General features: G+C 52.9%; 20 protein-coding genes. 6 read left to right on the top strand and 14 right to left on the bottom strand.

The window, feature by feature from the left end:
* The 5 genes from argS to WW58_RS13495 form a co-directional block, all read left to right on the top strand.
* Window positions 1-1,628: arginine--tRNA ligase (argS, locus tag WW58_RS10005; protein ID WP_046437378.1), on the top strand; the 1,628-nt coding region annotated here is incomplete at its 5' end.
* Between the two features lie 13 nt (window positions 1,629-1,641).
* On the top strand, window positions 1,642-3,255 hold the full coding sequence (locus WW58_RS10000) for a tetratricopeptide repeat protein (protein WP_046437372.1): 1,614 nt from the start codon (window positions 1,642-1,644) through the stop codon (window positions 3,253-3,255).
* Between the two features lie 387 nt (window positions 3,256-3,642).
* Window positions 3,643-5,754 (top strand): M3 family metallopeptidase, encoded by a 2,112-nt coding sequence (locus WW58_RS09995; protein ID WP_046437369.1) that lies wholly within the window; start codon window positions 3,643-3,645, stop codon window positions 5,752-5,754.
* Between the two features lie 31 nt (window positions 5,755-5,785).
* Window positions 5,786-7,108, top strand: a complete 1,323-nt coding sequence (locus WW58_RS09990; protein ID WP_022196827.1) for a Gfo/Idh/MocA family protein — start codon at window positions 5,786-5,788, stop codon at window positions 7,106-7,108.
* Between the two features lie 392 nt (window positions 7,109-7,500).
* Complete coding sequence (locus WW58_RS13495; RefSeq protein WP_022196826.1) at window positions 7,501-8,187, top strand: PEP-CTERM sorting domain-containing protein; 687 nt, start codon at window positions 7,501-7,503, stop codon at window positions 8,185-8,187.
* 456 nt (window positions 8,188-8,643) lie between these two features.
* Here WW58_RS13495 and WW58_RS09975 read toward each other — a convergent pair whose 3' ends face one another.
* From WW58_RS09975 to WW58_RS09930, 11 genes are all read right to left on the bottom strand, one after another.
* Window positions 8,644-11,424: a tetratricopeptide repeat protein gene (locus tag WW58_RS09975; RefSeq protein WP_046437363.1), complete on the bottom strand. Its 2,781-nt coding sequence runs from the start codon at window positions 11,422-11,424 to the stop codon at window positions 8,644-8,646.
* 285 nt (window positions 11,425-11,709) lie between these two features.
* A complete protein-coding gene (locus WW58_RS13490) occupies window positions 11,710-12,840 on the bottom strand; it encodes an AMP-binding protein (protein ID WP_102738160.1) in 1,131 nt (376 codons plus the stop codon).
* Between the two features lie 12 nt (window positions 12,841-12,852).
* Window positions 12,853-13,164, bottom strand: a complete 312-nt coding sequence (locus WW58_RS09960; protein ID WP_022196822.1) for a hypothetical protein — start codon at window positions 13,162-13,164, stop codon at window positions 12,853-12,855.
* On the bottom strand, window positions 13,161-13,961 hold the full coding sequence (locus WW58_RS09955; protein ID WP_012421180.1) for a hypothetical protein: 801 nt from the start codon (window positions 13,959-13,961) through the stop codon (window positions 13,161-13,163). The genes WW58_RS09960 and WW58_RS09955 overlap by 4 nt, the downstream gene beginning before the upstream one ends.
* Before the next feature lie 35 nt (window positions 13,962-13,996).
* Window positions 13,997-14,581 (bottom strand): NADH-quinone oxidoreductase subunit C, encoded by a 585-nt coding sequence (locus WW58_RS09950; protein WP_012421179.1) that lies wholly within the window; start codon window positions 14,579-14,581, stop codon window positions 13,997-13,999.
* A 45-nt stretch (window positions 14,582-14,626) separates the two neighbouring features.
* Complete coding sequence (gene nuoB / locus WW58_RS09945; RefSeq protein ID WP_012421178.1) at window positions 14,627-15,208, bottom strand: NADH-quinone oxidoreductase subunit NuoB; 582 nt, start codon at window positions 15,206-15,208, stop codon at window positions 14,627-14,629.
* 358 nt (window positions 15,209-15,566) lie between these two features.
* Window positions 15,567-15,908, bottom strand: coding sequence for a hypothetical protein (locus WW58_RS09940; RefSeq protein WP_094137864.1), 342 nt, complete (start codon window positions 15,906-15,908; stop codon window positions 15,567-15,569).
* A gap of 414 nt (window positions 15,909-16,322) precedes the next feature.
* Window positions 16,323-16,511, bottom strand: a complete 189-nt coding sequence (locus WW58_RS09935; RefSeq protein ID WP_288143448.1) for a hypothetical protein — start codon at window positions 16,509-16,511, stop codon at window positions 16,323-16,325.
* Window positions 16,512-16,695: 184 nt separating this feature from the next.
* Window positions 16,696-16,968 carry a hypothetical protein gene (locus WW58_RS13485; RefSeq protein WP_215833556.1) on the bottom strand — a complete coding sequence of 91 codons (273 nt, stop codon included), beginning with the start codon at window positions 16,966-16,968 and terminating at the stop codon, window positions 16,696-16,698.
* Window positions 16,969-17,795: 827 nt separating this feature from the next.
* Complete coding sequence (locus WW58_RS13480) at window positions 17,796-18,032, bottom strand: hypothetical protein (RefSeq protein WP_128153568.1); 237 nt, start codon at window positions 18,030-18,032, stop codon at window positions 17,796-17,798.
* Window positions 18,033-18,148: 116 nt separating this feature from the next.
* Window positions 18,149-18,559, bottom strand: a complete 411-nt coding sequence (locus WW58_RS09930) for a hypothetical protein (protein WP_149874784.1) — start codon at window positions 18,557-18,559, stop codon at window positions 18,149-18,151.
* 335 nt (window positions 18,560-18,894) lie between these two features.
* Between WW58_RS09930 and WW58_RS13475 the strand changes: the two genes are divergently transcribed.
* Entirely contained in the window at window positions 18,895-19,059 is a 165-nt protein-coding gene (locus WW58_RS13475; RefSeq protein ID WP_153816447.1) for a hypothetical protein, read from the top strand.
* 85 nt (window positions 19,060-19,144) lie between these two features.
* Here the strand turns inward: WW58_RS13475 and WW58_RS13470 are convergent, their stop codons facing one another.
* From WW58_RS13470 to WW58_RS09915, 3 genes are all read right to left on the bottom strand, one after another.
* A complete protein-coding gene (locus tag WW58_RS13470; protein ID WP_102734204.1) occupies window positions 19,145-19,981 on the bottom strand; it encodes an RHS repeat domain-containing protein in 837 nt (278 codons plus the stop codon).
* Between the two features lie 90 nt (window positions 19,982-20,071).
* A complete protein-coding gene (gene lepB / locus WW58_RS09920; protein WP_046437351.1) occupies window positions 20,072-20,608 on the bottom strand; it encodes a signal peptidase I in 537 nt (178 codons plus the stop codon).
* Window positions 20,609-20,610: 2 nt separating this feature from the next.
* Window positions 20,611-21,594: RHS repeat domain-containing protein (locus WW58_RS09915; RefSeq protein ID WP_046437349.1), on the bottom strand; the 984-nt coding region annotated here is incomplete at its 5' end.

Raw genomic sequence — 21,594 nt, 5'->3', positions numbered from 1 at the left:
GCAACGCCGCCATGGTGCTTGCCAAGCGGTGCCGCACGAATCCCCGTGTGCTCGCCCAGCAGGTGGCGGACCGGATAGGGCAGGATGCCGTGTGCTCCCTGGAAATTGCCGGGCCCGGATTCATCAATTTCCGCATCAGGCCGGAATTTTACGCAGCGCGCCTGCTGGCCATGCTGGCGGATGACCGGCTGGGGGGGGAAAAAGTGCAGGCCCCCAAAACCATTGTCATTGACTTTTCCGCTCCCAACGTCGCCAAGCCGATGCATGTGGGCCACATCCGCTCCACCATTATTGGTGACGCCCTTTCCCGCGTGGCCCGTTTTGTGGGGCACCATGTGATTACGGACAACCACATCGGGGACTGGGGTACCCAGTTCGGCATGATCCTGTGGGGCTGGAAGAATATTCTGGATGAGCAGGCCCTGGCCGCCAACCCTATTGACGAGCTGCTGCGGGTGTACAAGGATGTGAACCTGATGTGCAAGGAAAAGCCGGAACTGCTGGATACCTGCAAGGCGGAACTGGTGAAGCTCCAGGCCGGGGACGGGGAAAACCTGGCCATCTGGAAACGCTGCGTGGAAGTTTCCAAATCCGGCCTTTCCAAAATTTACGACCAGCTTGACATCCATTTTGATTACTGGCTGGGGGAAAGCTTTTACAATGATGCCCTGGCCCCGCTGGTGGACGGCATGATCGCCTCCGGAATGGCCCGGGAGAGCGACGGGGCCATCTGCGTGTTTTCCGACGGTTCCGTGCCGCCTAATGAAGACCCCTTCCTCGTGCAGGACAAGGGGGAATGGCGCGCCAACCCCTGCATCATCAGGAAAGCGGACGGAGGCTTCCTGTACGCCACCACGGACCTCGCGACGCTGGACCACCGCATCAGGACGTGGGGCGCGGATTCCATCTGGTACGTGGTGGGCGCCCCTCAGGCCCTGCATTTCAGGCAGATTTTCTCCACGCAGCGCCGCCGCGGCATGGACGGGGACTACCGGCACATTGCGTTCGGCTCCATTCTGGGTGACGACCGCAAGCCGTTTAAGACGCGTTCCGGGGATACGGTTTCCCTGCAGGATGTGCTGGATGAAGCCATTGAACGCGCGGCCCGCGTGGTGGAGGAGAAGAGCCCGGACATGCCGGATGAGGAAAAGAAGCGCGTGGCGGAAGTTGTGGGCATAGGCGCCGTGAAGTTTGCGGAGCTGTCCCAGAACCGCATGACGGATTACGTTTTCAACTGGGACAAGATGCTGGCTCTTCAGGGAGATACGGCGCCGTACCTCCAGAACTCCTACGTGCGCGTCCGCTCCATCTTCCGCAAGCTGGACGGCGGGCCTTTGGACTGGTCCGCCCCCATTCAGCTTTCAGAAGATGCGGAAATCCATCTGGCCCGGCTTCTGGCCCGCTACGGGGAAGTGGTGCCGCAGGTGCTGGACGACTGCCGTCCGAACGTGCTGGCCGCCTACCTGTTTGACCTGGCCAGGGCTTTCCATTCCTTCTATGAGGCGTGCCCGGTCCTGAAGTCGGAGGGGCCGGTGCGGCACTCCCGCCTGGCCCTGTGCGAGCTGACCGCACGCACGCTGAAGCACGGGCTGGGCCTGCTGGGCATCCAGCTTCCGGACAGGATGTAACCGTTTCTTCCGTATGGACGCCTCTTTCCTCCATGTCCTGCTGGCCGCCGCCGTGGCGGGGTGTTCTTCCGCCGCCGCGGACGGGGCACACGGGTATTGGATGAACAGCCCGTCTCTGAACGGCTGGCGGGAAGCCGTCTTCCGCGCCGGCGTTCCGGCGCAGCCTGCCGTGCTGCCGCCCGGCGTGGAGCCGATGATGGTGGGTTCCTCATCTCCCGCCGCGCAAATGCTGGTGCTGGAGGGAATGACGCATCTGCTCACGTTCGGGGACATGAGGGCTTTCCTTAAATTTGACGCCGCTCTCCGTCTGGACCCGGACTGCCTCATGGCCCACTGGGGCAGGTGCATGAGCCTGATGGGCGCGGGGCCCGCCTTCCAGAACCAGCGCGTCCATTCCATGAAGCACATGAAAGAGCTGGCGCTGCGCCCGGACTGCCCGGAACGGGAACGCGCTTATGCGGATGCCCTGGCCGTGCTGCTGATGGATGGCCCCGTGAAGGCGCGGGAAGCGTGGAAAACCATCTGTTCCACCTGGAAGCGCGACCCATACGCCCCCCTCTTTTACGCCATGCTCCTCCGGGACGGCTTTGACGGGCAGGGCAACCCCGGAGAAGGGCAGAAGGAGGCCGTCCGCGTGGTGGAAGACGTCCTGAAGGAACGCCCCGGCTCCCAGGCCGCCCTGTTCATGCGCGCCCTGCTGGAAGAGGTGGCGCCATCCATTTATCCGGCAACGGTGGAAACCGCCCGCAGGGCCGTGTCCGCCAACCCCTTTTCCGCATCCGCCCATCATTTACTGGGCCATTGCCTGTTCCGCACGGGAGATTATGAAGGGGCATCCGCCGCGTTCAAGGAGTCTGAAAATCTGTGCCTGGCCTGGGAGAAGGCGGAAAACGTGTCTCCCGCGCTTGATGACGCCTACTTCCGTTCCATCCTTTACCGTGCCGTTTCCGAATTCTGCGCCGGCCGTTACAAAAGGGCGGAAGCCATCGCCTCCAGAGCCGCTTCCGTTCCCCTGGACAAAAAGCATCCGTTGGCTCCCGGAACCCTCCTTCAGCTGTGGGAGGCCAGGACGCTGCCTGCGCGCCTGATGCTGGCCCGGCCCGGCCTTCCCCGGCAGGCCCTTGTGCTCAAGGCTTTTCCGGGTCCTCTCCCCAAAGGGTTTCCGGATTTGAGCAACGGCATGACCGCAGTGGCCTCCCAATACATGGGCGCATGCTACGCCGCAAGGCAGGGCAGAACGGACGCCGTGGCGTCCGCCTTTGACAAGATGTCCGGCATTCTGCGGCTGCTGATGGACGGCGCGGACGCCGCCCGGAGGCAGATGAGCGTCTCCTACTGGGCGCGCTGTCTCCAGACGGGCAGCCTGTATTCTTCTGAAATCCGCTCCCTCATGTTCCCGGATTCCGCCAATGTCTGGATGTCCGAGGCCATACGGAGCCAGCGTTTTTCCTCCCTGCTCCTGCCTCCCGTAGTGCCATACCCTGCGGAATGGGTGCTGGCCCGCGCCTACCTGAAGGCCGGAAAATTCCGGGAATGCGCGGATATGTGCGAACAGGCGCTGAAACGCTTCCCGAACCATGCCGGAGTGCTGGAGACCCTGGACAAGGCCCGTTCTTCCGGAAAATAATTAGGAATAAACGTGGGGGAGCGGTTTTGATGCCCGGTTTCCTCATGGATGGATTGGAGATGGCATTCCCCCTCATCACGATGGAACATGACGTCCAATCCCGGGACAGGAAGCTTGTTCATCTTGAAAAATAAGCCTGCGGTGATAAAAAAGGGGCGTGAAGCCGTGCCCGGAAGGTTGCGGGTTCCTTCTCCGCCGCTATGAAGATGTTCGGTCCGCATGCCCCGGAGGCCGGATCCGCCGCAGCATTCATCAAGATGCTCAGCAGGTTGCGGCTGTTCCGCCGGATGTTCCTTAAACATGGTAAGTTTTATTTTTTCATGGCTGTTGCGGCAAATACCGGAACGCGTCCGTTTTCATTTTCAATAACATCATACATCAAGCAATATGAACCATCCCTATCTGGACCCCTCCTTTCTGGTTTCCTGGTCCCGGCTTACGCCGGAGGCCATCAGGCCGGACATCACGGAAGCCATCTCCCGCGCCAAAGAGAATATCCGGACCATTTGCGACCAGCCGCTGGAGTCCCTGACTTATGAAAGCACCTTCGGCGCTCTGGAAAAGGCCTCCGAGGATCTGCACCTGGGCTGGGGCCGTATCATGCACCTGGACTCCGTCAATGACGAACCCGCCCAGAGGGAGGCCATAGGGGAAATGTTGCCGGAAGTGGTGGCTTTCTCCTCCTCCGTGCCGTTGAACCCGCGCCTGTGGACGGTGCTGAAAGCCGCGGCCTCCTGTGACTGGGTGAAAAGCCTTTCCCCCGTCAGGCAGCGTTTCATCCAGGAAACGCTGGCGGACTTCCGCGAGAGCGGGGCGGACCTGCCGGACGACGTGAAGCCGGAATATGCGGAGATAGAAGCCCAGCTCTCCCTGAAGACCAAGAAATTCGCGGAAAACGTGCTGGACTCCACCAACGCCTGGGAACTCATTGTGGAAGATGAAGCGGAACTTTCCGGGCTGCCGGATTCCGCGAAGGAAGCCGCCCGCCTGGATGCCCTGGCCAACGGCCACGGCACGGAAGAAGCCCCCCGCTGGCGCTTCACCCAGAAATTCACCTCCCTCCAGCCTGTCATGCAGTTTGCGGACTCGGACAGCCTGCGCCGCCGCATGTGGGAGGGCTCCTGTTCCATCGGGAAGGGCGGAGAATACGATAATGAAGCCCTTATCGCTGAAATCCTGGAACTGAGGGACAGGAAAGCCCATTTGCTGGGGTACGGCTGCTTTGCGGATTACGCCACTTCCCGCCGCATGGCCGGGAGCGGAGCCAACGCCCTGAAATTCATCAACGACCTGCATGACAGGGTGAAGCCCTCTTTCCTGAAGGACATGGAAGCCGTTCGCAGGTACAAGGAGGAAAAAACAGGAAAACCCGTGGAAAAGCTCTCCCCGTGGGAAACCGGATACTGGTCTGAAAAACGCCGCCGCGAATTGTACGCTTTTGACGAGGAAGACCTGCGCCCGTATTACTCCGTGGAAAAAGTCATGGAAGGGCTCTTTTCCATCTACTCCGGCCTGTACGGCATCACGGTCACGCCGCGTCCCACGGTGGCGTTCAAGCCCGGTGAATCCGGTGAATCCGGGGAAGCGCCGGAAGGCGCGGTGGAGGTGTGGCATCCGGACGTCCTGTTCTATGAATTGCATGATGCGGAAAGCGGGGAACACCTGGGTTCCTTTTATGCGGACTGGCATCCGAGGGACTCCAAGCGCGCCGGAGCGTGGATGAACTACCTGAGCGTAGGGGAACCTCCGCACGGCGGAAAACCCCGCGTTCCCCATCTGGGTCTCATGGTCGGCAACATGACCAAGCCCGTAGGGGACAAGCCCGCGCTGCTGTCCCACCGGGAGGTGGAAACCATCTTCCATGAATTCGGCCACCTGCTGCACCAGCTCCTTTCCGATGTGGAAGTGAAGTCCCTGTCGGGCACCAACGTTGCCTGGGACTTTGTGGAACTGCCCTCCCAGATTAATGAAAACTGGTGTTGGGAGCGTGAATCCGTGGACCTCTTCGCCGCCCACTATGAAACGGGTGAAAAAATACCGGACGAACTGTTCTCCAAAATGCGCGCCGCCCGCAATTATATGAGCGGCACGGATTTCATGCGCCAGCTCTGCTTTGGCAAGCTGGATCTGGAGCTTCACGTAAACTGGCCTCAGTACAAGGGTGTTCCGCTGGAAGAAACGGATGAACGCATTCTGGCGGATTACCGGGTGCCGATGACGGACCGCGGCCCTTCCGTGGCGCGCCGCCTGACCCACATCTTCGCGGATCCCACGGGTTATGCTTCCGGTTATTACTCCTACAAATGGGCGGAGGTGCTGGAAGCGGACGCTTTCAGCCGCTTCCTGAAAGAAGGAGTGCTGAATCCCCGGACCGGGCGCGACTTCCGCCGCTGCATCCTCAGCAAGGGCAACAGCAAGCCTGCTGCTGAACTCTACCGCGACTTCATGGGCCGTGATCCGGACGCGGAAGCGTTGCTTGTCAAATCCGGCGTTCTTTAACCTCTCTACCCATATTATCTGCACAATCCTTATGCCTGAACAAAAGAGACTCTCCCTCGCCGGCATCGGGTGCGGTTCCCGTACGCGCACCTACATGAAGCTGGCCATGGAACAAAAAAACCGCTACCGCATTGCCGCCGCGGCGGATCCCGTCAAACAGCGCACGGAAGCCGTTCGCGACTTTGCCCCGGAGGAGGAACGGGATTCCGTCCGCCTGTTCAAGGATGCCGCTTCCCTGCTGGCGGAACCGCGCCTGGCGGACGTGGCCATCATCGGCACGCAGGACGACTACCATTACGCTCCGTGCAGGAAGGCCATGGAGCTGGGCTATCATGTCCTGCTGGAAAAGCCCATCGCCAAGACGCTGAAAGAAGCGCTGGAGCTGAGGGATACGGCGCGCCTGCTGAAGCGCCGCGTGGCCGTGTGCCACGTGCTGCGCTACACCCAGTTTTACCGGACCCTGAAAAAAATCATCGACAGCGGGGAAATCGGGGAAGTCATCACCTTCAATGCCAATGAAGGCGTGGGGGCGTGGCACTTTGCCCACTCCTTCGTGCGCGGACACTGGGGCAACAGCAAAACCTCCACTCCCATGATCGTTGCCAAATGCTGCCATGACATGGATATCCTCTACTGGCTCATGGGCCGGCGTAAATGCCTTTCCGTCGCCAGCTTCGGGGAGCTTACCTTCTTTACGAAAAAGACGCTCTCCTCACCCCGGCCGGAACGCTGCACGGACTGGACCACCCCGGTGGGGGAAGACCCCTGGGACGCCCGCAAATACGCCACGGACGACGAATGCAAACGCTGGCTGGGCATGGTATATGACCGGGCGCAGGAAGCTACCGCAGAGGAAATCTGCGAATGGCTGAAAACCTCCCCGTGGGGCAGGGACTACCTCCAGTGCGACAACGACCAGCCGGACCATCAGGTTTCTATCATGCGCTTTGAGGGAGGCTTGACGGGCACGTTCACGATGACGGCTTTCGAACAGGGGCGCCACATTGAAGTGTATGGCACCAAAGGCAAAATCCGAGCCGGAGTCTTCTACAAGGAAAACGGCCCCGGTGAAATAACCGTGACGCCCCACTTTGGTGGAAAAACCCGCGTGGTGGAGCTGGAGGAACTGGCCGGAGGCTACCAGGGGCACGGCGGCGGCGACTGGGGATTGATTGAGGCTCTGTATGATGACATGCTGACGGTGCCCTCTCCGGAAGATATGACCACTTCCATTGAGGAATCCGCCCATTCCCATGTGATGGCCTTTGCCACGGAACACGCCCGGCTGAGCGGGCAGGTGGTAGATGTTGCTGACTTCGAACGCAAGGTCGCGGAAGGCATCCTGAATTATTGATGCGGTTTTCCTCCTTGTGGGAGAGGAAAAGGCGCAGGCATCCAAAATGCCTGCGCCTTTTTGTATATAAAATACTCTCCTTTCTTAGGCGAATTTAGAATCCGGTGTCAACATAAAAGAATCAAAAATGTAGATAACTGAATCTGTTACCATGTTTTTTCCTCCAGTCCCGAACGGAAAAAAAACGAATTGTCCCCTTCGCCCATTATGGAAACACAGAAGGGAAGAAAAACGGCGCTTCTCCCCATGAAAATAATTTTTAGATTAAATTATTAATGCATTACATACATAATGAGATGAAATGCCAATGACTGAATCATTCTTTGTACCAAAAATGTTTCATTCTTTGCATTCGAAATGCGGATTCTAAATCCGGTACGGATTTTTTTGTCATGAGAAAAACACTTTGTCTTTTAGCCGCCTTGGCATTGTCTTCTCTATCAAATGCTGCCTCGTTTTCTCTGGATCTTTCTCCAACCGGGGGCGGGGCTCAGAACACCGTATCCCTTGACGGAATAACACCCCAGGATATCTTTGGTTATGAAACCGATGTCTGGCATGGAACTATAACGAAAAGCGCTTTGTCGGGCCAGGTGTCGTTAAACGATGGTTCCCTTGGTCTTCAACTCGGCGGAGTAGCCGATGTCGGCAAGGGAAATTTTGCCGGTCTCAAATTTGACATGCCTTCAGGAGTGGAGTCAGCCAAGATGTCTTTTACGATTACTTACACCTCTGCTTGGGGAGCCGCAAATTTCAACTGCGATTATACCTGCAATGTGTATGGATTCACGGCCGAGGGAACATCCACGGTCATAGGAACATGGTCTTTGCAAAATGCCAAAGCTTCTCTTACCCAGAATGAGCCTGTTGATGTCTCTTTCGACCTGCAGTTGGACCCCGATGCGAATTATTCTTCTTTTGGCTTAATATTCAATAATACCCGTGTGGCCAATGCCGGCGGCATGGGGTGTGAGATCAGCAATATTCTTATTTCCGGGGGAGCAGTGCCGGAACCGGCTACGGCCTCTCTGGGACTTCTTGGCCTGGGCGCTCTTCTTCTGCGCCGCCGCAGAAACTGATGACGGGCATACAAATGATTATAACCGGGCAGACTGTGTCAAAGCCGGTTTTATGTGAGGAGGGGATGAATTATCCCCTCCTTTTTTACTTTCATTCCACGCAGTTTTTCCGGTTTGATGGACAGGGACGGATGAAATGGTCAACAGCATTGATAATTAAGGTATTTTTCAAAAGAGCCGCTTATTTGCTGATGACGTTTTTTTGAGAATGCCTCCCGGCCCGGAGCGGCATGGCCCCGGATTAGAAGTTTCGCGTATCCGTGCCGCACCGGCCGGCTGGCTAGTTGTGTAAGAATGCGCGAATTTCAAAATCATTTACTTCCCTTGAAACAGGCAAGGCCGCTTTAAAAAATCGCGTCCGCTTCGCACACATTATTTTCTGCCGTCTGCAGAAACCTGCGCCAAAAATTTGTGTTCTGCCGCCATTCCGTGGCATTTCCGGAACGGGAAAGGAGCCTATTTCTTCTTCGTGTTGAGTTTTTCCCTTACCCGTTCCACATTGGCAAGGGCGTCTTCATTCCCCAGCTCCGCCGCCCGTTCATACCACTTTTGGGCTTCGGCCAGGTCTTTGGCTACGCCGGTGCCGCGTTCATACATGGAACCCAGGTTGTTCATGCACTTGGCGTCGTCCTGTTCCGCCCCCTTGATGTAAAACTGATAGGCCAGGGCCATATCCTGCGGGGTGCCGAGGCCTTCTTCATGCAAGTAGCCGAGCAGGAAATGCATGCCGGGCACCGCATGCGTCTGGTTCTCTTCCAGATCGGTCAGAATATCCAGCGCCAATTTCGGGTCCGGCTCCAGATCCTCGCCCTTGATGAGCAGGCGCGCCTTCTCCACCAGAGCCTCCGGATCCCTGGTTTCCGCGGCTTTCAGTACATAATCCTTGTGCAGTTCCCTGTTCGGCTGCACGCCGATGCCCTGCCCGTAATAGCGGGCCAGCCTCTTGAAACCGCGTACGTCCTCCTTTTTCACCAGGGCGGTGGCTGCCGTCATGGCAGAGGCCAGAAGCTGCTGCCGTTCCGCAGGCTCCTGCACATTCCCTGCCACGGTTTCATAATAATTGGCCAGCTCGTCCAGTCCCGTCAGGCTGCCGAGTTCCACAGCCTGTTCCCAGAATTTCACGGCTTCCGGATTGATGGTTTTCGGGGCCGGGGCCTGGCGTTCCCTGCCGGACGGGGTCATCCAGGGAGGAACGGTTCCGGCATCCGCCGGAGTATCTTCCTCCTTACCCTTCTGTTCCGGTTTCCGGAGCCACGGCGGAGTGTTGGCGTCCCCTCCGTTCAGGGTCAGCTTGACCTGCTGGCAGGCGGAAGTGGATCCGTTGTCTAGGGCCGCTGTTTCCCCCGTATTCTGGGGATAGGCCGCCTGGTTGGCCAGGAAAAGCAGGGAAGGGATATGTCCCCGTGCCGCCAGACCGTGCATCATGGCGCTGTAAGGCTGCAGGTTCTCATTGTTGGAACTCCACATGTCCGCCGCGTCCACATGGCCTTTCAAGGCTCCCCGGAACATCCAGGAATCCCCCTCGGCCATGCGTTTTTCCAGGCCGAATTCATAAATGAGGGCGCGGCCGAGCACGTACATGCCGCAGGGATCCCCCTGTCCGGCGGAAAGCCGGGCCCAGGCCAGGGCTTCCGGGTAGCCGGATTCTTCGCTCCTGTAACTGAATAACATCAGGTATGCCAGGTCCGCCTGGCTGCGGGCGTTCCCCCCCTGAGCTTTTTTACGGAGGGTGGCGGTCAGCTGTTCCCATTGTTCCGGCGTGACGTATTCGGAAATTCCTTTCAGCGTGATGAAATCTCCTGCGGCGGCTTTTGCCAGGCAATCGTTCAGCAGCGTTCTGGCAGGTTCTGCGGACGGTTTGTCCATTAAGTCCGGGTTTTCCATCTGGGCCAGGCGCAGCCTGGCCAGGGGGTGTCCTTCCTCCGCCGCCTGCCTGTACCATACGCGCATATTTTCCCGCGCTTCATGGGCCTTCCCTACGGAATCCAGTGTATTGGCCAGTTCCTCCTTCCACAGCTCGCCCAACTGTACGCTGGAATCTGCGTCCCCAAGCTGAGAGGCCAGCTCAAGCTCCTTATGCGTCTTGGCGTAGGGGGGAAGCTGGTTGAGTTTTTTCTGGGGGAAGGAAAGAGGTTCCTTCAGGTAGGGCATGCCCCGTTCGTCATGAAGGGACAGCAGATCAAGGGCCGCCTTGCGCAGCTCCTGTTCCTGCGGGGGCTGCGTTTCGGAAATTAACTGGGCGTACCAGGCACAGGCGTTATTGCTGCCCAGTTTCCTGGCCTGCTCGAACAAAGGCTGCAGGAGGGGGCTTTTCCCTCCCCCTGTTTTTTCCTTCATGCCGGCGGAGAGGTCCGCCAGCAGGGTTTCCAGATCCCCCCTGGAGCGCAGTTCCGCCAAAAGCTTTCCGGCCTGTGCCGGTGCGGCCCCCTTCGTCAATTCCGCCAGGAGCCGCATGGCCCCCGCGTGCCCCTTTTCCGCAGCCCGGGAAAGGGATTGAATGGCCGTATCCCTCCATACCCTGCCGTCCTTGCCGGTTCCGGAAGGGCCGCCGTCCAGGGAAAGGGCCAGTTCCCCTATCCGTGCCAGAAGAACCGGTTTGGCGTTTTTCCGGTATTGCTTCAGGGTCTCTATAACGTTGGCGGGATTTTCCTTCAGCCAATCCACTTTGATGAAAGCGAGCTGGGCCAGCACATCCTGGTCGCCGGAAGCGGCCTTCTTTTCCAGGGGGGCCAGGTAGCGCCTCAACTCGGCTTCCGGAAGATCCGTGACGGTGTACAGGGCCGTGATGGCGTCCATGTCTCCCTTTTCCGCAAGCTTGCGGCAGGCAGCCAGCCATTCCGCATGTTCCGGCTGCATGGGTTGCGCCTTGAAAATCCCGAAAATCCCGTAAGGATCCGTCATCATGAGCTTGGGTGCCGGATGACCGGATGCAGTGGCCGCGTCACGGAAAAAATGCTGCATATGTTCCAGGCAGGCCAGCGGCAGGTCTCCACGGTTCAGGTAATAAAGCCCCATCCAGTATTCCCCGGCCAGCATATTGGCCCGGAAGTCTCCAGCCGCGGCTTTGTCCAGCACTTCCCCGTACGTCCAGCCGCCGTCCATAGGCAGTTGGGAAAGGTCCCGGAACGGAGCGTATTCCTCCTGCCCGGGAGGAGCTGCCGCAGCGGCGGACGGAATGTCCTGGCCATAAGCCGGAACGGAAAAAATAAAGGGAATAAGCAAAAGACGGGCTCGCATGGATCAACTCTTTTCTAGCAGGAAAAACCTCTGCCCTACAAGCGTTTTTCACGTGTCTGAATGTTTAATTATTGGTCATGTCACGTTCTTTTTTTAAAGAAAAAAAATGGAGTGGGGCCGGGAGGTTCCGGAGACGCGTGAGGAAGCCCGCAAGGCGGAGGAAAATGGCTTCCTGGGAGACGGGATGAATGAAGTGGGCAAGGGATTGGGGATTCCAACCCCGCCGTTTTTCTTCATTCCATCAGGTCCGGATTCTTTTGATGAATATCCCCGGAAGATGACCTTTTAGTAAATTCCCTTCAACTTTTCCGGATGTCCGCTCAACTGGGAGCGCAGCCGGTTTCTGTCCAGCTTTCCCATGACCGTGAGGGGGATGGGCGTTTCCATGACGGCGCGGATGCGCTGGGGGCCTGGGGCCGACGCATTCCACTCGCGGCAGGCTTGCTCCAGAGGGGAAGCGGAAGGACCGCAGGCGACCAGTTCCATTCCGGCGCGCGGATGTGGAACTGCCTCCACGACAGCCTCCGGGACGCTGCGGCGCAAAACGTCCTGGACGGCATCCGGATCCACCAGTTCCCCCAAGACTTTGACAAGTCTGTCCGCCCGGCGCAGAAAGGTCAGCAGACGCCCTTCCAGGCGCACCAGGTCGCGGGTGCCCCACCACTCCTGCGGAGCGACTCTTTCCAGAAGGAATCCTCCATGCGTCTGCGTCAGCAGGCGGCCGGACAATTTGCCTTCCCCCTGGAAGCGCAGGAGGCCGCCTTTGTCCGTCTGAACTTCCCAATGGGGCAGAAGGGAAAGGCGGTCCGTATGAAAGGAATCTCCGGGAAAGGCTGTGGCTAATTGGGAGCCGGCTTCCGTCATGCCGTAGCTCTGCACTATGGGCCAGCCAAGGGTGCGTGCTTTCCGTCCCGTCTCCGCGTCCAGCGCGCCGCCGCCTACGATAATGCACCCGGCGGTGGAAGGCGCGCGGAGGCCGAGGCGGACCAGATCCACTACCTGCGTGGGAACCAGGGAGGACCATCTGGCTCCTGAGCTTCTCATCAGGTCGGCATAGGCCTGCGGGCACCACTTACCGCGGAGCGTATGGACGGCGGTTCCGGCCAGGGCCGCGCGCAGATAAATCATGGCGCCCCCCACATGCCAGAGAGGAAGCGGGCAGCACCAGTCCCCGCTTTCCGCATGCAGATGTTCCAATGCCCCGCGCGCGCATATGTCCAGGGCGCGGCGGGTGAATAAAATGGCTTTGGGAGGCGAACCGGAAGAGCCGGAGGTAGCGAAAGCCGTGATTCCATCCATGCCCCGGCGGGAAAGAAAGGCGGCGGCCTCTTCCGCCCAGCCCCTCAAATGGGGCGGGGCCATCACGCAAGGGCCGTTGCCACGGTCCCAGGGCAGGGGTGTTCCGGCGGCGGGCATGGCGGCGGCAGTTTACCGGAGGACCTTTCTGCGCAGGGTGTGCCAGCGTTCCTCCATGCGGGGCCTCAAATGGTGTTCAATCCATGCATAAGCTGCTTCCAGGCCGCCCGCTTTGAACGTGCGGCCTATCTCCGCTTCTACGCCTGTGGCGTTGCCGGTGCGGCGCAGAAAATCATTGCTGGTGAATTCTACGAAAAGCTTGCCGTTGATCGCTCCTTCCTCCGCCAGAATCCATTCCCTGACGTACAACGCCAGAATGGCGTCCCCTACCCATGCCTCCGCGCGGAGGCGTTCTTCTGTAGCCTTGTCCATATGATGGTTCATGAAAATCTGGCAATGGCGGTTTTCCTTCCCAGAGGATCCCTGATGGGAGGCGGAGGCACGCCGGGGGCCTTGTCTCCAGAGGGGGAAGCCGGTTGGCGGTTTTCCCGCGGGAGCTCCGGCAGGTTGTCTGCGGGGGAGGCGGGAGCTCCCGGCATTGGCGGATTTTCCTTGTTGCCCTGTGGCGCAGGCGTGGCTCCCGGAACCAGGGGCACGTCCAGCACTCTGTCCTGGGCCGCGCGGCGGTTGGCGGCGTCCTTGGCTTCCAGAGACTTGCGGAGTACCGTTTCCGATTCCGAATTCCAGTACCCGGAATCCAGTTCAATATAAATATTGGAGTAAGGCAGGGATGTCTTGGTTTTAATGACCAGAACGTTGAATTGCCTGGCCGCGTCTTCGATCAGGGAATTGATCGTACGGCTCATCAGTTCAAAATGCTGGCGCCCAGGAAGCATTTTATTGATATTGTTGCGGTAGCGCTTAATGCCGGGAGCATAGTCCTCCGTAACGCTGCGCAGCTCCGAGCTGATCATGATGCGGGGCACCACGTGGGCTTCCTCTTCCAGCATATTCAGCACATCCAGGAGTACTTCGTCCGACGTCTTGTCGGAAACCATGGTTCTGATGCCGGTTCCCGTGTAGGCGGGAAAGGAGGATTCCGCGATGACAATCCAGTTCCTGGCCCCCACGATTGCCAGGTTTTTATATAACTGCTCCTTCCATTCCCGCTCTGCCGGGTTGGCGTCCTGGCAGCCGCTGAGCAGGCTGATGATGCATATGGGCAGGATGAGTCGGGTCATGGGTGGGACCCCGCCTTGCGGGGCTGGAAAATGGGCTAGAATTTATGGGACCGGGGTTCGCGGCAGGCACTGGGGCAGCGGCCTTGTTCCGTAGCGAACGGCGCTCCCTGGGTGGGAGCCGCCTCCGTAAAGGCGACGCCCGGCAGTTCAGTAGGTACGCCTTGAACAGGGAAATCCTTTCGCAGAGGGAAATAAGGATAACCTTCCCACATCAAAATGCGGCGCAAATCAGGATGACCTGAGAACTTGATGCCCATCAGGTCCCATGCTTCACGTTCGTGCCAGTTGGCGGACTGGAAAATTTCTGTGACGCTGGGCACTTCTTCGCCATCGTCCACCTTCGTCTTGAGGCTCAGGTTCGCTCCCGTTTCCGACTGTGTCAGCGTGTAGTTGACTTCAAAGCGGGGGCTTTCCCCCATATTGTCCACGGAAGAAAGGTTAACCAGCATATCAAACCCGGCGGAATCCCGCAGCCAGCGGACAACATCCGCCACGGCTTGGCGCGCGACGGTCAGCGTAATATCTCCGCGGAATTCGTAGCGGTCCGTGATGATGTCTTTCCCAAAGCGGTTTTGGGCGTTGTCTGCGGCGGTTTTAATCTGTGATTCTAGAGAAAGCATGGAGAAAAAATGGTAAAAGTGAACGGAAGAAACGTTTGAAAAAACTTATTCAAGGGGCATTTCCGTGTTGACCGGGACGGGAGCGTTGGCTTCGCGAGGTTCTTCCTTCTTGAAGAAAGTGCGTGCGGGCTGCTGGGTATCCAGCTTCTTGCGCAGGGTGAGCAGGGCTTCCAGAATAGCCTCCGGACGGGGCGGGCAACCGGAAATGTAAACGTCCACGGGAAGAATCTTGTCCACGCCTTGGAGTACGGAATAGGAGCGGAACATGCCGCCGGTGGAAGCGCACGCGCCCATGGCGATGCACCACTTGGGTTCCGGCATCTGGTCCCAGATGCGGCGGACGGCCAGGGCCATTTTATAAGTGACGGTGCCGGCTACAATCATCACGTCCGCCTGGCGGGGGGAAAAACGTGTCACTTCCGAGCCGAAGCGGGAAAGGTCATACCGGGAACAGGCCACGGCCATGAACTCAATGGCGCAGCAGGAAAGACCCATCGGCATGGGCCAAAGGGAATTTTTACGAATCCAGTTGATGGCGGCGTCCAGGGTGGTATAGACAAAATTGCCTTCCGCATTGGAGTCCAGTACTCCCGTTTCGTAAATATTCGGTTCGTTCGTGGTGACCATGATAACAGATGATTCTTGCTGAAGCCAGATTAGCGAGATGCCTTCAACTCTCAAGCCTTAATTTGGTTCAGCCATGATTTTCTGCGGCCTGTTCCGGCCCTGTTTTCCGGCATTCCGGGAGGGGGGATGAATAAACCCGCACAGGGTTTCCCCCGTGCGGGTTTTTTATCCAACTATATTACCTATGAAACTCAGAACTCCCCATAATGGGCGGCGGTCTCTCTACCTCCCGCCGCCCGGTTTGTTGCTGATGCAGGTTAGAGTCCCGGACAGGAGCATCCGTTCAAAAAGAAGAAATTTGTATGACAAAAATCCGGGTATATATTTTAAAATGATTGATAATAAATAAATTATATAGCTATTCCCTTTCAGGGAGATACGGGGTAGGGGCTTCATTTCTTTGTGGCGCCTGTGAGGAAAATGGCGGAGCGGAACGGACGGAGAGGCCGTTTACGTTTTTCCCGTTCCTGAAGGCGCGGATGGAGAGGTGCGCGATCAGCCAGAGGCCCAAAGTAATACAGGCTACAAGAGCTGGCGGGCTTTCCGTAATATCCCATAAAAATAGAATAACCAGTTCTGCAGTCAGTAAAAAAAGCCCCATGAAACGCCAGTACGGTGATTCTCCCTTATGCTTGGCGCGAGGAGAAAAATCAGCAAGAAGGGACGGGATATCCAGCAGGAAAACGAGAAAATCAAGCATGGTATTTGTTATGATAAACCGGGAAAACAAATATAGGGTTCTCTTTATTCATTTTATTTGTTCGGCATCCGGCAGTCAAGAGGCGGCTATCTGTAAATAGTCCTGGTACAGTTTCGTCCATGGCTGGCGACTGTCCCGTTGACGGTGATTTTCTTCATGTACCTTCGTTCCTGGCGGTCGTAGCCGCATTCCAAGATGGTCGCTCCGTCTCGGCTGGTGAAGCTCGCCGTGCGGTTGGCTGCGTAGGAGAGTTCTTAGGCCAATTCCTGTGCCGTCTTGCGGTTACCGATGTTGTCGCAGCTGTAACCGTAGGAGGGGACGGCATCCAGGCCATCATAGCTCAGGCTGCTGGAGACAAGCATGATTTCTCTCGGAGAAGCAATTTTATCATATACAAATTCTTCTTGATACGAATCAATCTATGTTACTGTTTAATTTTTTTCTTAATTCATTATAAATATTTTCATGTATTTTATATTTGTTTTGAATTTCTTTTATCAAATGTTTGATTGTCGTCCGTTCCAGATGATTAATTTGTAAAGAACCAATCTTTTTTTCTATCATATCTATTTTTTTGAGCAATTCGCAATCTGATATCGACATGATTTTCATAAACAATTCCAAATCATTAATTTTGTATATATCCAATAAATATGAAATTAAATAGAGTATATCTGATTTATTATCATTTAAATTATTTACGTAATTAATAATTTTTTCCTTGGCGGAAACAGCAGAACTTGGATCCTCTATGCCGTTGCATAAGGTATTTTTTGATTTTATTTGATTAACATGATCTTTCTATCTCCGCCAATAGCATAATATGATATAAAGCTCCCTTTTGAGATTTAAAAAAATCTTTCAAAGGATTTTCATTTAAAACAGTATATAAAATAATAGGAAATTCGGAAGAGTGTGAAAAAGTGGATTTTTCATCCGTGCAGCTCTGCAATGTGACAATCATTTTTTCGCAAAAAATTGCATATTCATTAAATTTTTGATTATCTCCATAAACTATTGTTGATGTGAAAATAATAGGAATTATTATATATTTTGACATAATATGATTTTTTAGATTTCGAAAGTTTCGTCGTATACCGGATGGCGATATATTGTTGCAATAAATCTTAATTCATAACAATTTCGTGAAGATGTATAAAATTGAATAGGCATTTATAAATTTTTTCTCTGTCTCCTGCGTTTGTCTTGCGGTTGCCGATGTTATCGTAGCTGTACTGTAGGGGTGGTGTTCAGGGTAACTCCGGTGAGTTTGTTTCTGCCTTGTAACTGAAACTGTCGCTGTGGACGGATTCCGTTCCCCGCCACTGCGTGCGTATGGTCGCGTGTCCCAGGGCATCATAGCTCTTAATACAGAATAAGAAAGACTTGCTATTGCATCAATTAGAAAATAAAAATCCGTAGAATATATTATATTTTTTGACTAAAACTATTTTTCCCATATCTTAAAAAATCCATTGCATATTGCAATCATGTCATTCATGACAATTTTTAAAAGCAGAAGATTTATAATAATCATTATTTTTTATTTCCTCACACTATTTTTTACATTTTCCCAATTATTTATGATGAGTTCATACTCATGCGGGAAAGAAGGATAATTTATATTTTCGGTTATTATACTTTCTGCTATCAAATATTCCATTTAACCATATCCAGTCTTGAGAAATTGAATACTGAATGTGTATATTTTTCCGTATTAATCAGTTGAATAGTTTTCAAAAAAATTAAATCTAGTCACACAATGATCATCTCCAAAAGAAAATTCTTGACGTGTGTTCTTTTGCTCCTTTTCTGCAAATGACAAATTGCTTCCTGATAGAAAAGAAAGATCTGTTAAAATGATTATTCATGTTTTCATAATTTTATTTAAATTGTTTTCCTTCTTATAAATTTTGTATCTGGAGATGAAAGTTCTTTAAACGATACAAAGATCATTCCTTTAGCGCTGCTGCTAGATAATAATGCGCCAAAACAATCTAAACCATAAGATTGCATTAAATATGTGTTATCTATTAATTTCATTACTTTATTTTTGTCATGTCCGTTATCTGTAGTAATGAGATCTCCAACTTTGATTTCTTCTCCTGAAAAATAATTTGCCATAATTTTTGTTACTTGATGGTTTCAATTCCTCCTTGGTAGGTCACCTGTATATTCAGGATAATAGGGATTGTTCGAAATTGTAGTTGTAGTACGTTTATCGAAACACCGGCAACCAGCTACTCTAGGAGACTGATTAACTGTAAAAATATGATAATGAGGATTCCAGCCGTTGTGTGCATGAGTTCTGCGACATTGCTGCTTTTGATATCCCACAGGTGGACGGGTTGTACGAGGCTGCCCGTGGAAGCCGCCTGTCCATAGGGGGAGTAATCGTAAGCTGCCGCGATCGTTCCCTGTGCGTCGAAGACCTCCGACACATTCTTGTTGAAGTCCACGCCGTAGCAGTAAAGGGAAGCGTCCTGCACGAGGGCCAGGGGGCGGGTGGCCACCGGTTCCAGAGGATCCCACAACAGTGTCCGGAGCACGTTACGGTTGTCCAGCATGTTCAAGGCGGCTATCTGCAAATAGCCCCGGTACAGGTAGCGTTCGTGGCTGGCGACCGTGCCGTTTTGGGGCACTTTTTTCATGTGCCTTCTGCCCATGTAGTCGTAGCTGCATTCTATTGCTGTGTTTCCATCTTTGCTGGTGAAGTTCACTGGGCGGTTACAGTAATTTCGTTTCTGCCGTAATTAATAACTACATCCTTCAGCAACAAGAACTCTTCTTTTTATTTTTAAATAATGAAGAGAATATTTTGTTTATTCGCACAACAAACTTAATTTAAATAATTATATTAATATATTTTCACTATTCATCCATTATATAATTAAATAAATAAAATTCAATATGTCCTATCATTAACCCTACCATTCCTGACAATATCAAAAAATAATAATGTTCATCGCATAAGATATAGCTTAACATGGCTCCTATTATAAGTCCGATAATCATCCCTGAAAAACAAGATAAGAATTTACTTATTTTATCACAAAAAACACGCCAAATTATCCAGCTGGTTATAGTCAATATAAATGTTACCGGAAATGAAAATATAATCATCGAAAATCCAGACATGAGAGCATGGTGAAAATTAGATACACATATGGAATATCCAATTCCAATAAGCCAAGGAGCCAACCCGCAAATTAACATGATATGGATTATGTTGTATATTAATCGCATTGAGAATCATTAAGTAACATATTCCAACCAATATCAGCGCCTCCTTCCGGAAATCCTAAAAAAGGGATAAAGGCTCGACTAGCATAACAAGTCACATGGGCTTTCAACCTACAGTTGTTTCTTTCTGAACAACACGAGATTTCTTGACACTGTTCTTCAGCATTTACCAGGCAAAGAGCTGTCGAAATGACTGCTATTGAAAACTGGTATTTCTTTAAAAAATCAATACATATGGATCTTGCCTTGTCTGGATAAGGATCAAGGACTTTTGATGAATTTTGACATGTGCATTTTGGTGCAGGTATGGAATATCTGCAAAATTCTGATGCTAAATCATCTGGGGTGAGCGGTGCAGAAGGAGGTATTCCGGGTGGAGTGTATTCACCATTGGGCCATACAATACCGCTATTACTTGTTGAAGTAGGAAATTCTGGATGGGGAATAGGCAAGTCAAATCCCAAGCCATTCCTATCCCTCTTATCTATTGCATTATTTCTAACGAACGCATAAAGATTCCATCCTCCCTGTTCAGCAATGGGATCGCGATTGATCCACCTGCCGTCTTTGGGGTTGTAAAAGCGGTAATTGTAATAGGCCAGGGCGAGTTCTTCGTCGTGCATCTCGCCGGACCACTGGACGGGCTGGACGAGTCTTCCGGTGCGGGTGGCTGTTCCATAGGGGGAGTAATCGTAAGCCGCCGCGATCGTTCCCTGTGCGTCGAAGACTTCCGTCACATTCTTGATGAAGTCATGGCTGTAAAAGTAGATAGCATTATCTTGAACCAAAACCAATGACCTTGTTGCCACTGGTTTCAGAGGATTCCACAAATTTGTTTATTAATTAAAATAATAATGACGATATAATGAATAAAATGATAATTCCTAAAATGAAAAATAGAATAGATGATTTATAATTATTTAAGGATTTATATGCTCAATTACTTTACTCTTTATATTAGTCCATGGAATAGGGCCTACTACCCTGCTGTCCATGGCATTTCTGTCTAAACAGAGGATGTAGAATGTTTTTTTCGGAATAATCATATTCATATATTTCTGCTTCATTTTATATCCTTCCAACACATTTGGTTCTGATTTCGTATAAACATATTGGAAAGGTCTAATATGAGCTATTTGATCATTAATCCATATATCACCATGTTTTAACTCTAGATGTTCATTGGGAAAACCAACTACTATTCCTAATGTACTTGTATTGCTAGGAATGGATGTGTAAGAAGGAAAATTCCAATGAACTATATCTCCCCGTTTTAATTCATCTATATTGTGAATGCGTTTCATGATAACGATTGATCCCGTTGGAACTAATGGTTCCATAACTGGCGACTTCATTACGTATACTCGTAAAAATATGGTCAATAACCAATATATTAAAGCAGCACATAAGACTGCGATTCCTGCGACAATATAGAATTTCTTTCTTTTGATTTTCATTGCTATGCTCTCCAATCTTCTGGGAAATTAGTACCACACAGACTACCTGTTCCTGACAATTTTACACACTCATAGGTTTTACTTTGAACTCTCCCTGTATATCGGGGTGCTTCATCGGAATTCCTTCCTCCGACTTCCTTCCACTTGCAAGATAAATCATAACCATCAAATGTTGCAATTTTTTCCCATCCATTACATAAAGTAGTTGTATTGCCAATACGATTAGGGTTGTTACCTAAATTAATTTTAAAAGGTTTATTCGTTCCTTTACACTTCAAACAAATTGCTATTATTCCAGAATTCTCTGCATCTTCTTCCCAATATCCTGGAATATAGGGTCCATTAAGATCAGTTATAAGAGATTTTTTTATTTTTCCTATCAATCTTTTAGTTATAAATCGCCCCAATGATAATAATCCCAAATAATCTGTTGTATATATTATATTTTTATTAAAACTATATAAATTCCATCCTGCCTGTTCAGCGATGGGATCGCGGTTGATCCACCTTCCGTCTGCGGGATTGTAATAGCGGTAATTGTAATAGACCAGGGCGAGTTCTTCGTCGTGCATCTCGCCGGACCACTGGACGGGCTGGACGAGGCTGCCCGTACCGGTCACGGCCCCATAGGGGGAGTAATCGTAAGTTGCCGCGATCGTTCCCTGTGCGTCGAAGACCTCCGTCACGTTTTTGTTGAAGTCCGTTCCATAGCAGTACAGGGAAGCGCCCTGCACGAGGGCCAGGGGGCGGGTGGCCACCGGTTCCAGAGGATCCCACAACAGTGTCCGAAGCACGTTCCGGTTGTCCAGCATGTCCAACGCCGCTAGTTGCAGGTAGCCGCGGTACAGGTACCGTTCGTGGCTGGCGACCGTGCCGTTTTGGGTGACTTTCTTCATGTAGCGCCGTCCCTGGTAATCGTAGCCGCACTCAATAATCGTGTTTCCATTCCGGCTGGTGAAGCTCACCGCGCGGTTGGCCGCGTTGTA

The sequence above is a fragment of the Akkermansia sp. UNK.MGS-1 genome (genome assembly GCF_000980515.1).
GTDB classification, from domain to species: Bacteria; Verrucomicrobiota; Verrucomicrobiia; order Verrucomicrobiales; family Akkermansiaceae; genus Akkermansia; species Akkermansia muciniphila.
This window is presented reverse-complemented; position numbering and strand designations above follow the sequence as displayed.

What these genes read in the sequence shown, in the direction of transcription:
- WW58_RS09955 (WP_012421180.1), bottom strand. Translation starts at nt 13,961, where the DNA reads ATGACCCGACTCATCCTGCCCATATGCATCATCAGCCTGCTCAGCGGC.
- WW58_RS13495 (WP_022196826.1), top strand. Translation starts at nt 7,501, where the DNA reads ATGAGAAAAACACTTTGTCTTTTAGCCGCCTTGGCATTGTCTTCTCTA.
- WW58_RS13490 (WP_102738160.1), bottom strand. Translation starts at nt 12,840, where the DNA reads ATGCCCGCCGCCGGAACACCCCTGCCCTGGGACCGTGGCAACGGCCCT.
- WW58_RS13485 (WP_215833556.1), bottom strand. Translation starts at nt 16,968, where the DNA reads ATGTCAAAATATATAATAATTCCTATTATTTTCACATCAACAATAGTT.
- nuoB (WP_012421178.1), bottom strand. Translation starts at nt 15,208, where the DNA reads ATGGTCACCACGAACGAACCGAATATTTACGAAACGGGAGTACTGGAC.
- WW58_RS09950 (WP_012421179.1), bottom strand. Translation starts at nt 14,581, where the DNA reads ATGCTTTCTCTAGAATCACAGATTAAAACCGCCGCAGACAACGCCCAA.
- WW58_RS09935 (WP_288143448.1), bottom strand. Translation starts at nt 16,511, where the DNA reads ATGTCGATATCAGATTGCGAATTGCTCAAAAAAATAGATATGATAGAA.
- WW58_RS09930 (WP_149874784.1), bottom strand. Translation starts at nt 18,559, where the DNA reads ATGAAAAAAGTGCCCCAAAACGGCACGGTCGCCAGCCACGAACGCTAC.
- WW58_RS09960 (WP_022196822.1), bottom strand. Translation starts at nt 13,164, where the DNA reads ATGAACCATCATATGGACAAGGCTACAGAAGAACGCCTCCGCGCGGAG.
- WW58_RS09990 (WP_022196827.1), top strand. Translation starts at nt 5,786, where the DNA reads ATGCCTGAACAAAAGAGACTCTCCCTCGCCGGCATCGGGTGCGGTTCC.
- WW58_RS09940 (WP_094137864.1), bottom strand. Translation starts at nt 15,908, where the DNA reads ATGCTTGATTTTCTCGTTTTCCTGCTGGATATCCCGTCCCTTCTTGCT.
- WW58_RS13475 (WP_153816447.1), top strand. Translation starts at nt 18,895, where the DNA reads ATGGCTCCTATTATAAGTCCGATAATCATCCCTGAAAAACAAGATAAG.
- WW58_RS13480 (WP_128153568.1), bottom strand. Translation starts at nt 18,032, where the DNA reads ATGGCAAATTATTTTTCAGGAGAAGAAATCAAAGTTGGAGATCTCATT.
- WW58_RS10000 (WP_046437372.1), top strand. Translation starts at nt 1,642, where the DNA reads ATGGACGCCTCTTTCCTCCATGTCCTGCTGGCCGCCGCCGTGGCGGGG.
- lepB (WP_046437351.1), bottom strand. Translation starts at nt 20,608, where the DNA reads ATGAAAATCAAAAGAAAGAAATTCTATATTGTCGCAGGAATCGCAGTC.
- WW58_RS09995 (WP_046437369.1), top strand. Translation starts at nt 3,643, where the DNA reads ATGAACCATCCCTATCTGGACCCCTCCTTTCTGGTTTCCTGGTCCCGG.
- WW58_RS09975 (WP_046437363.1), bottom strand. Translation starts at nt 11,424, where the DNA reads ATGCGAGCCCGTCTTTTGCTTATTCCCTTTATTTTTTCCGTTCCGGCT.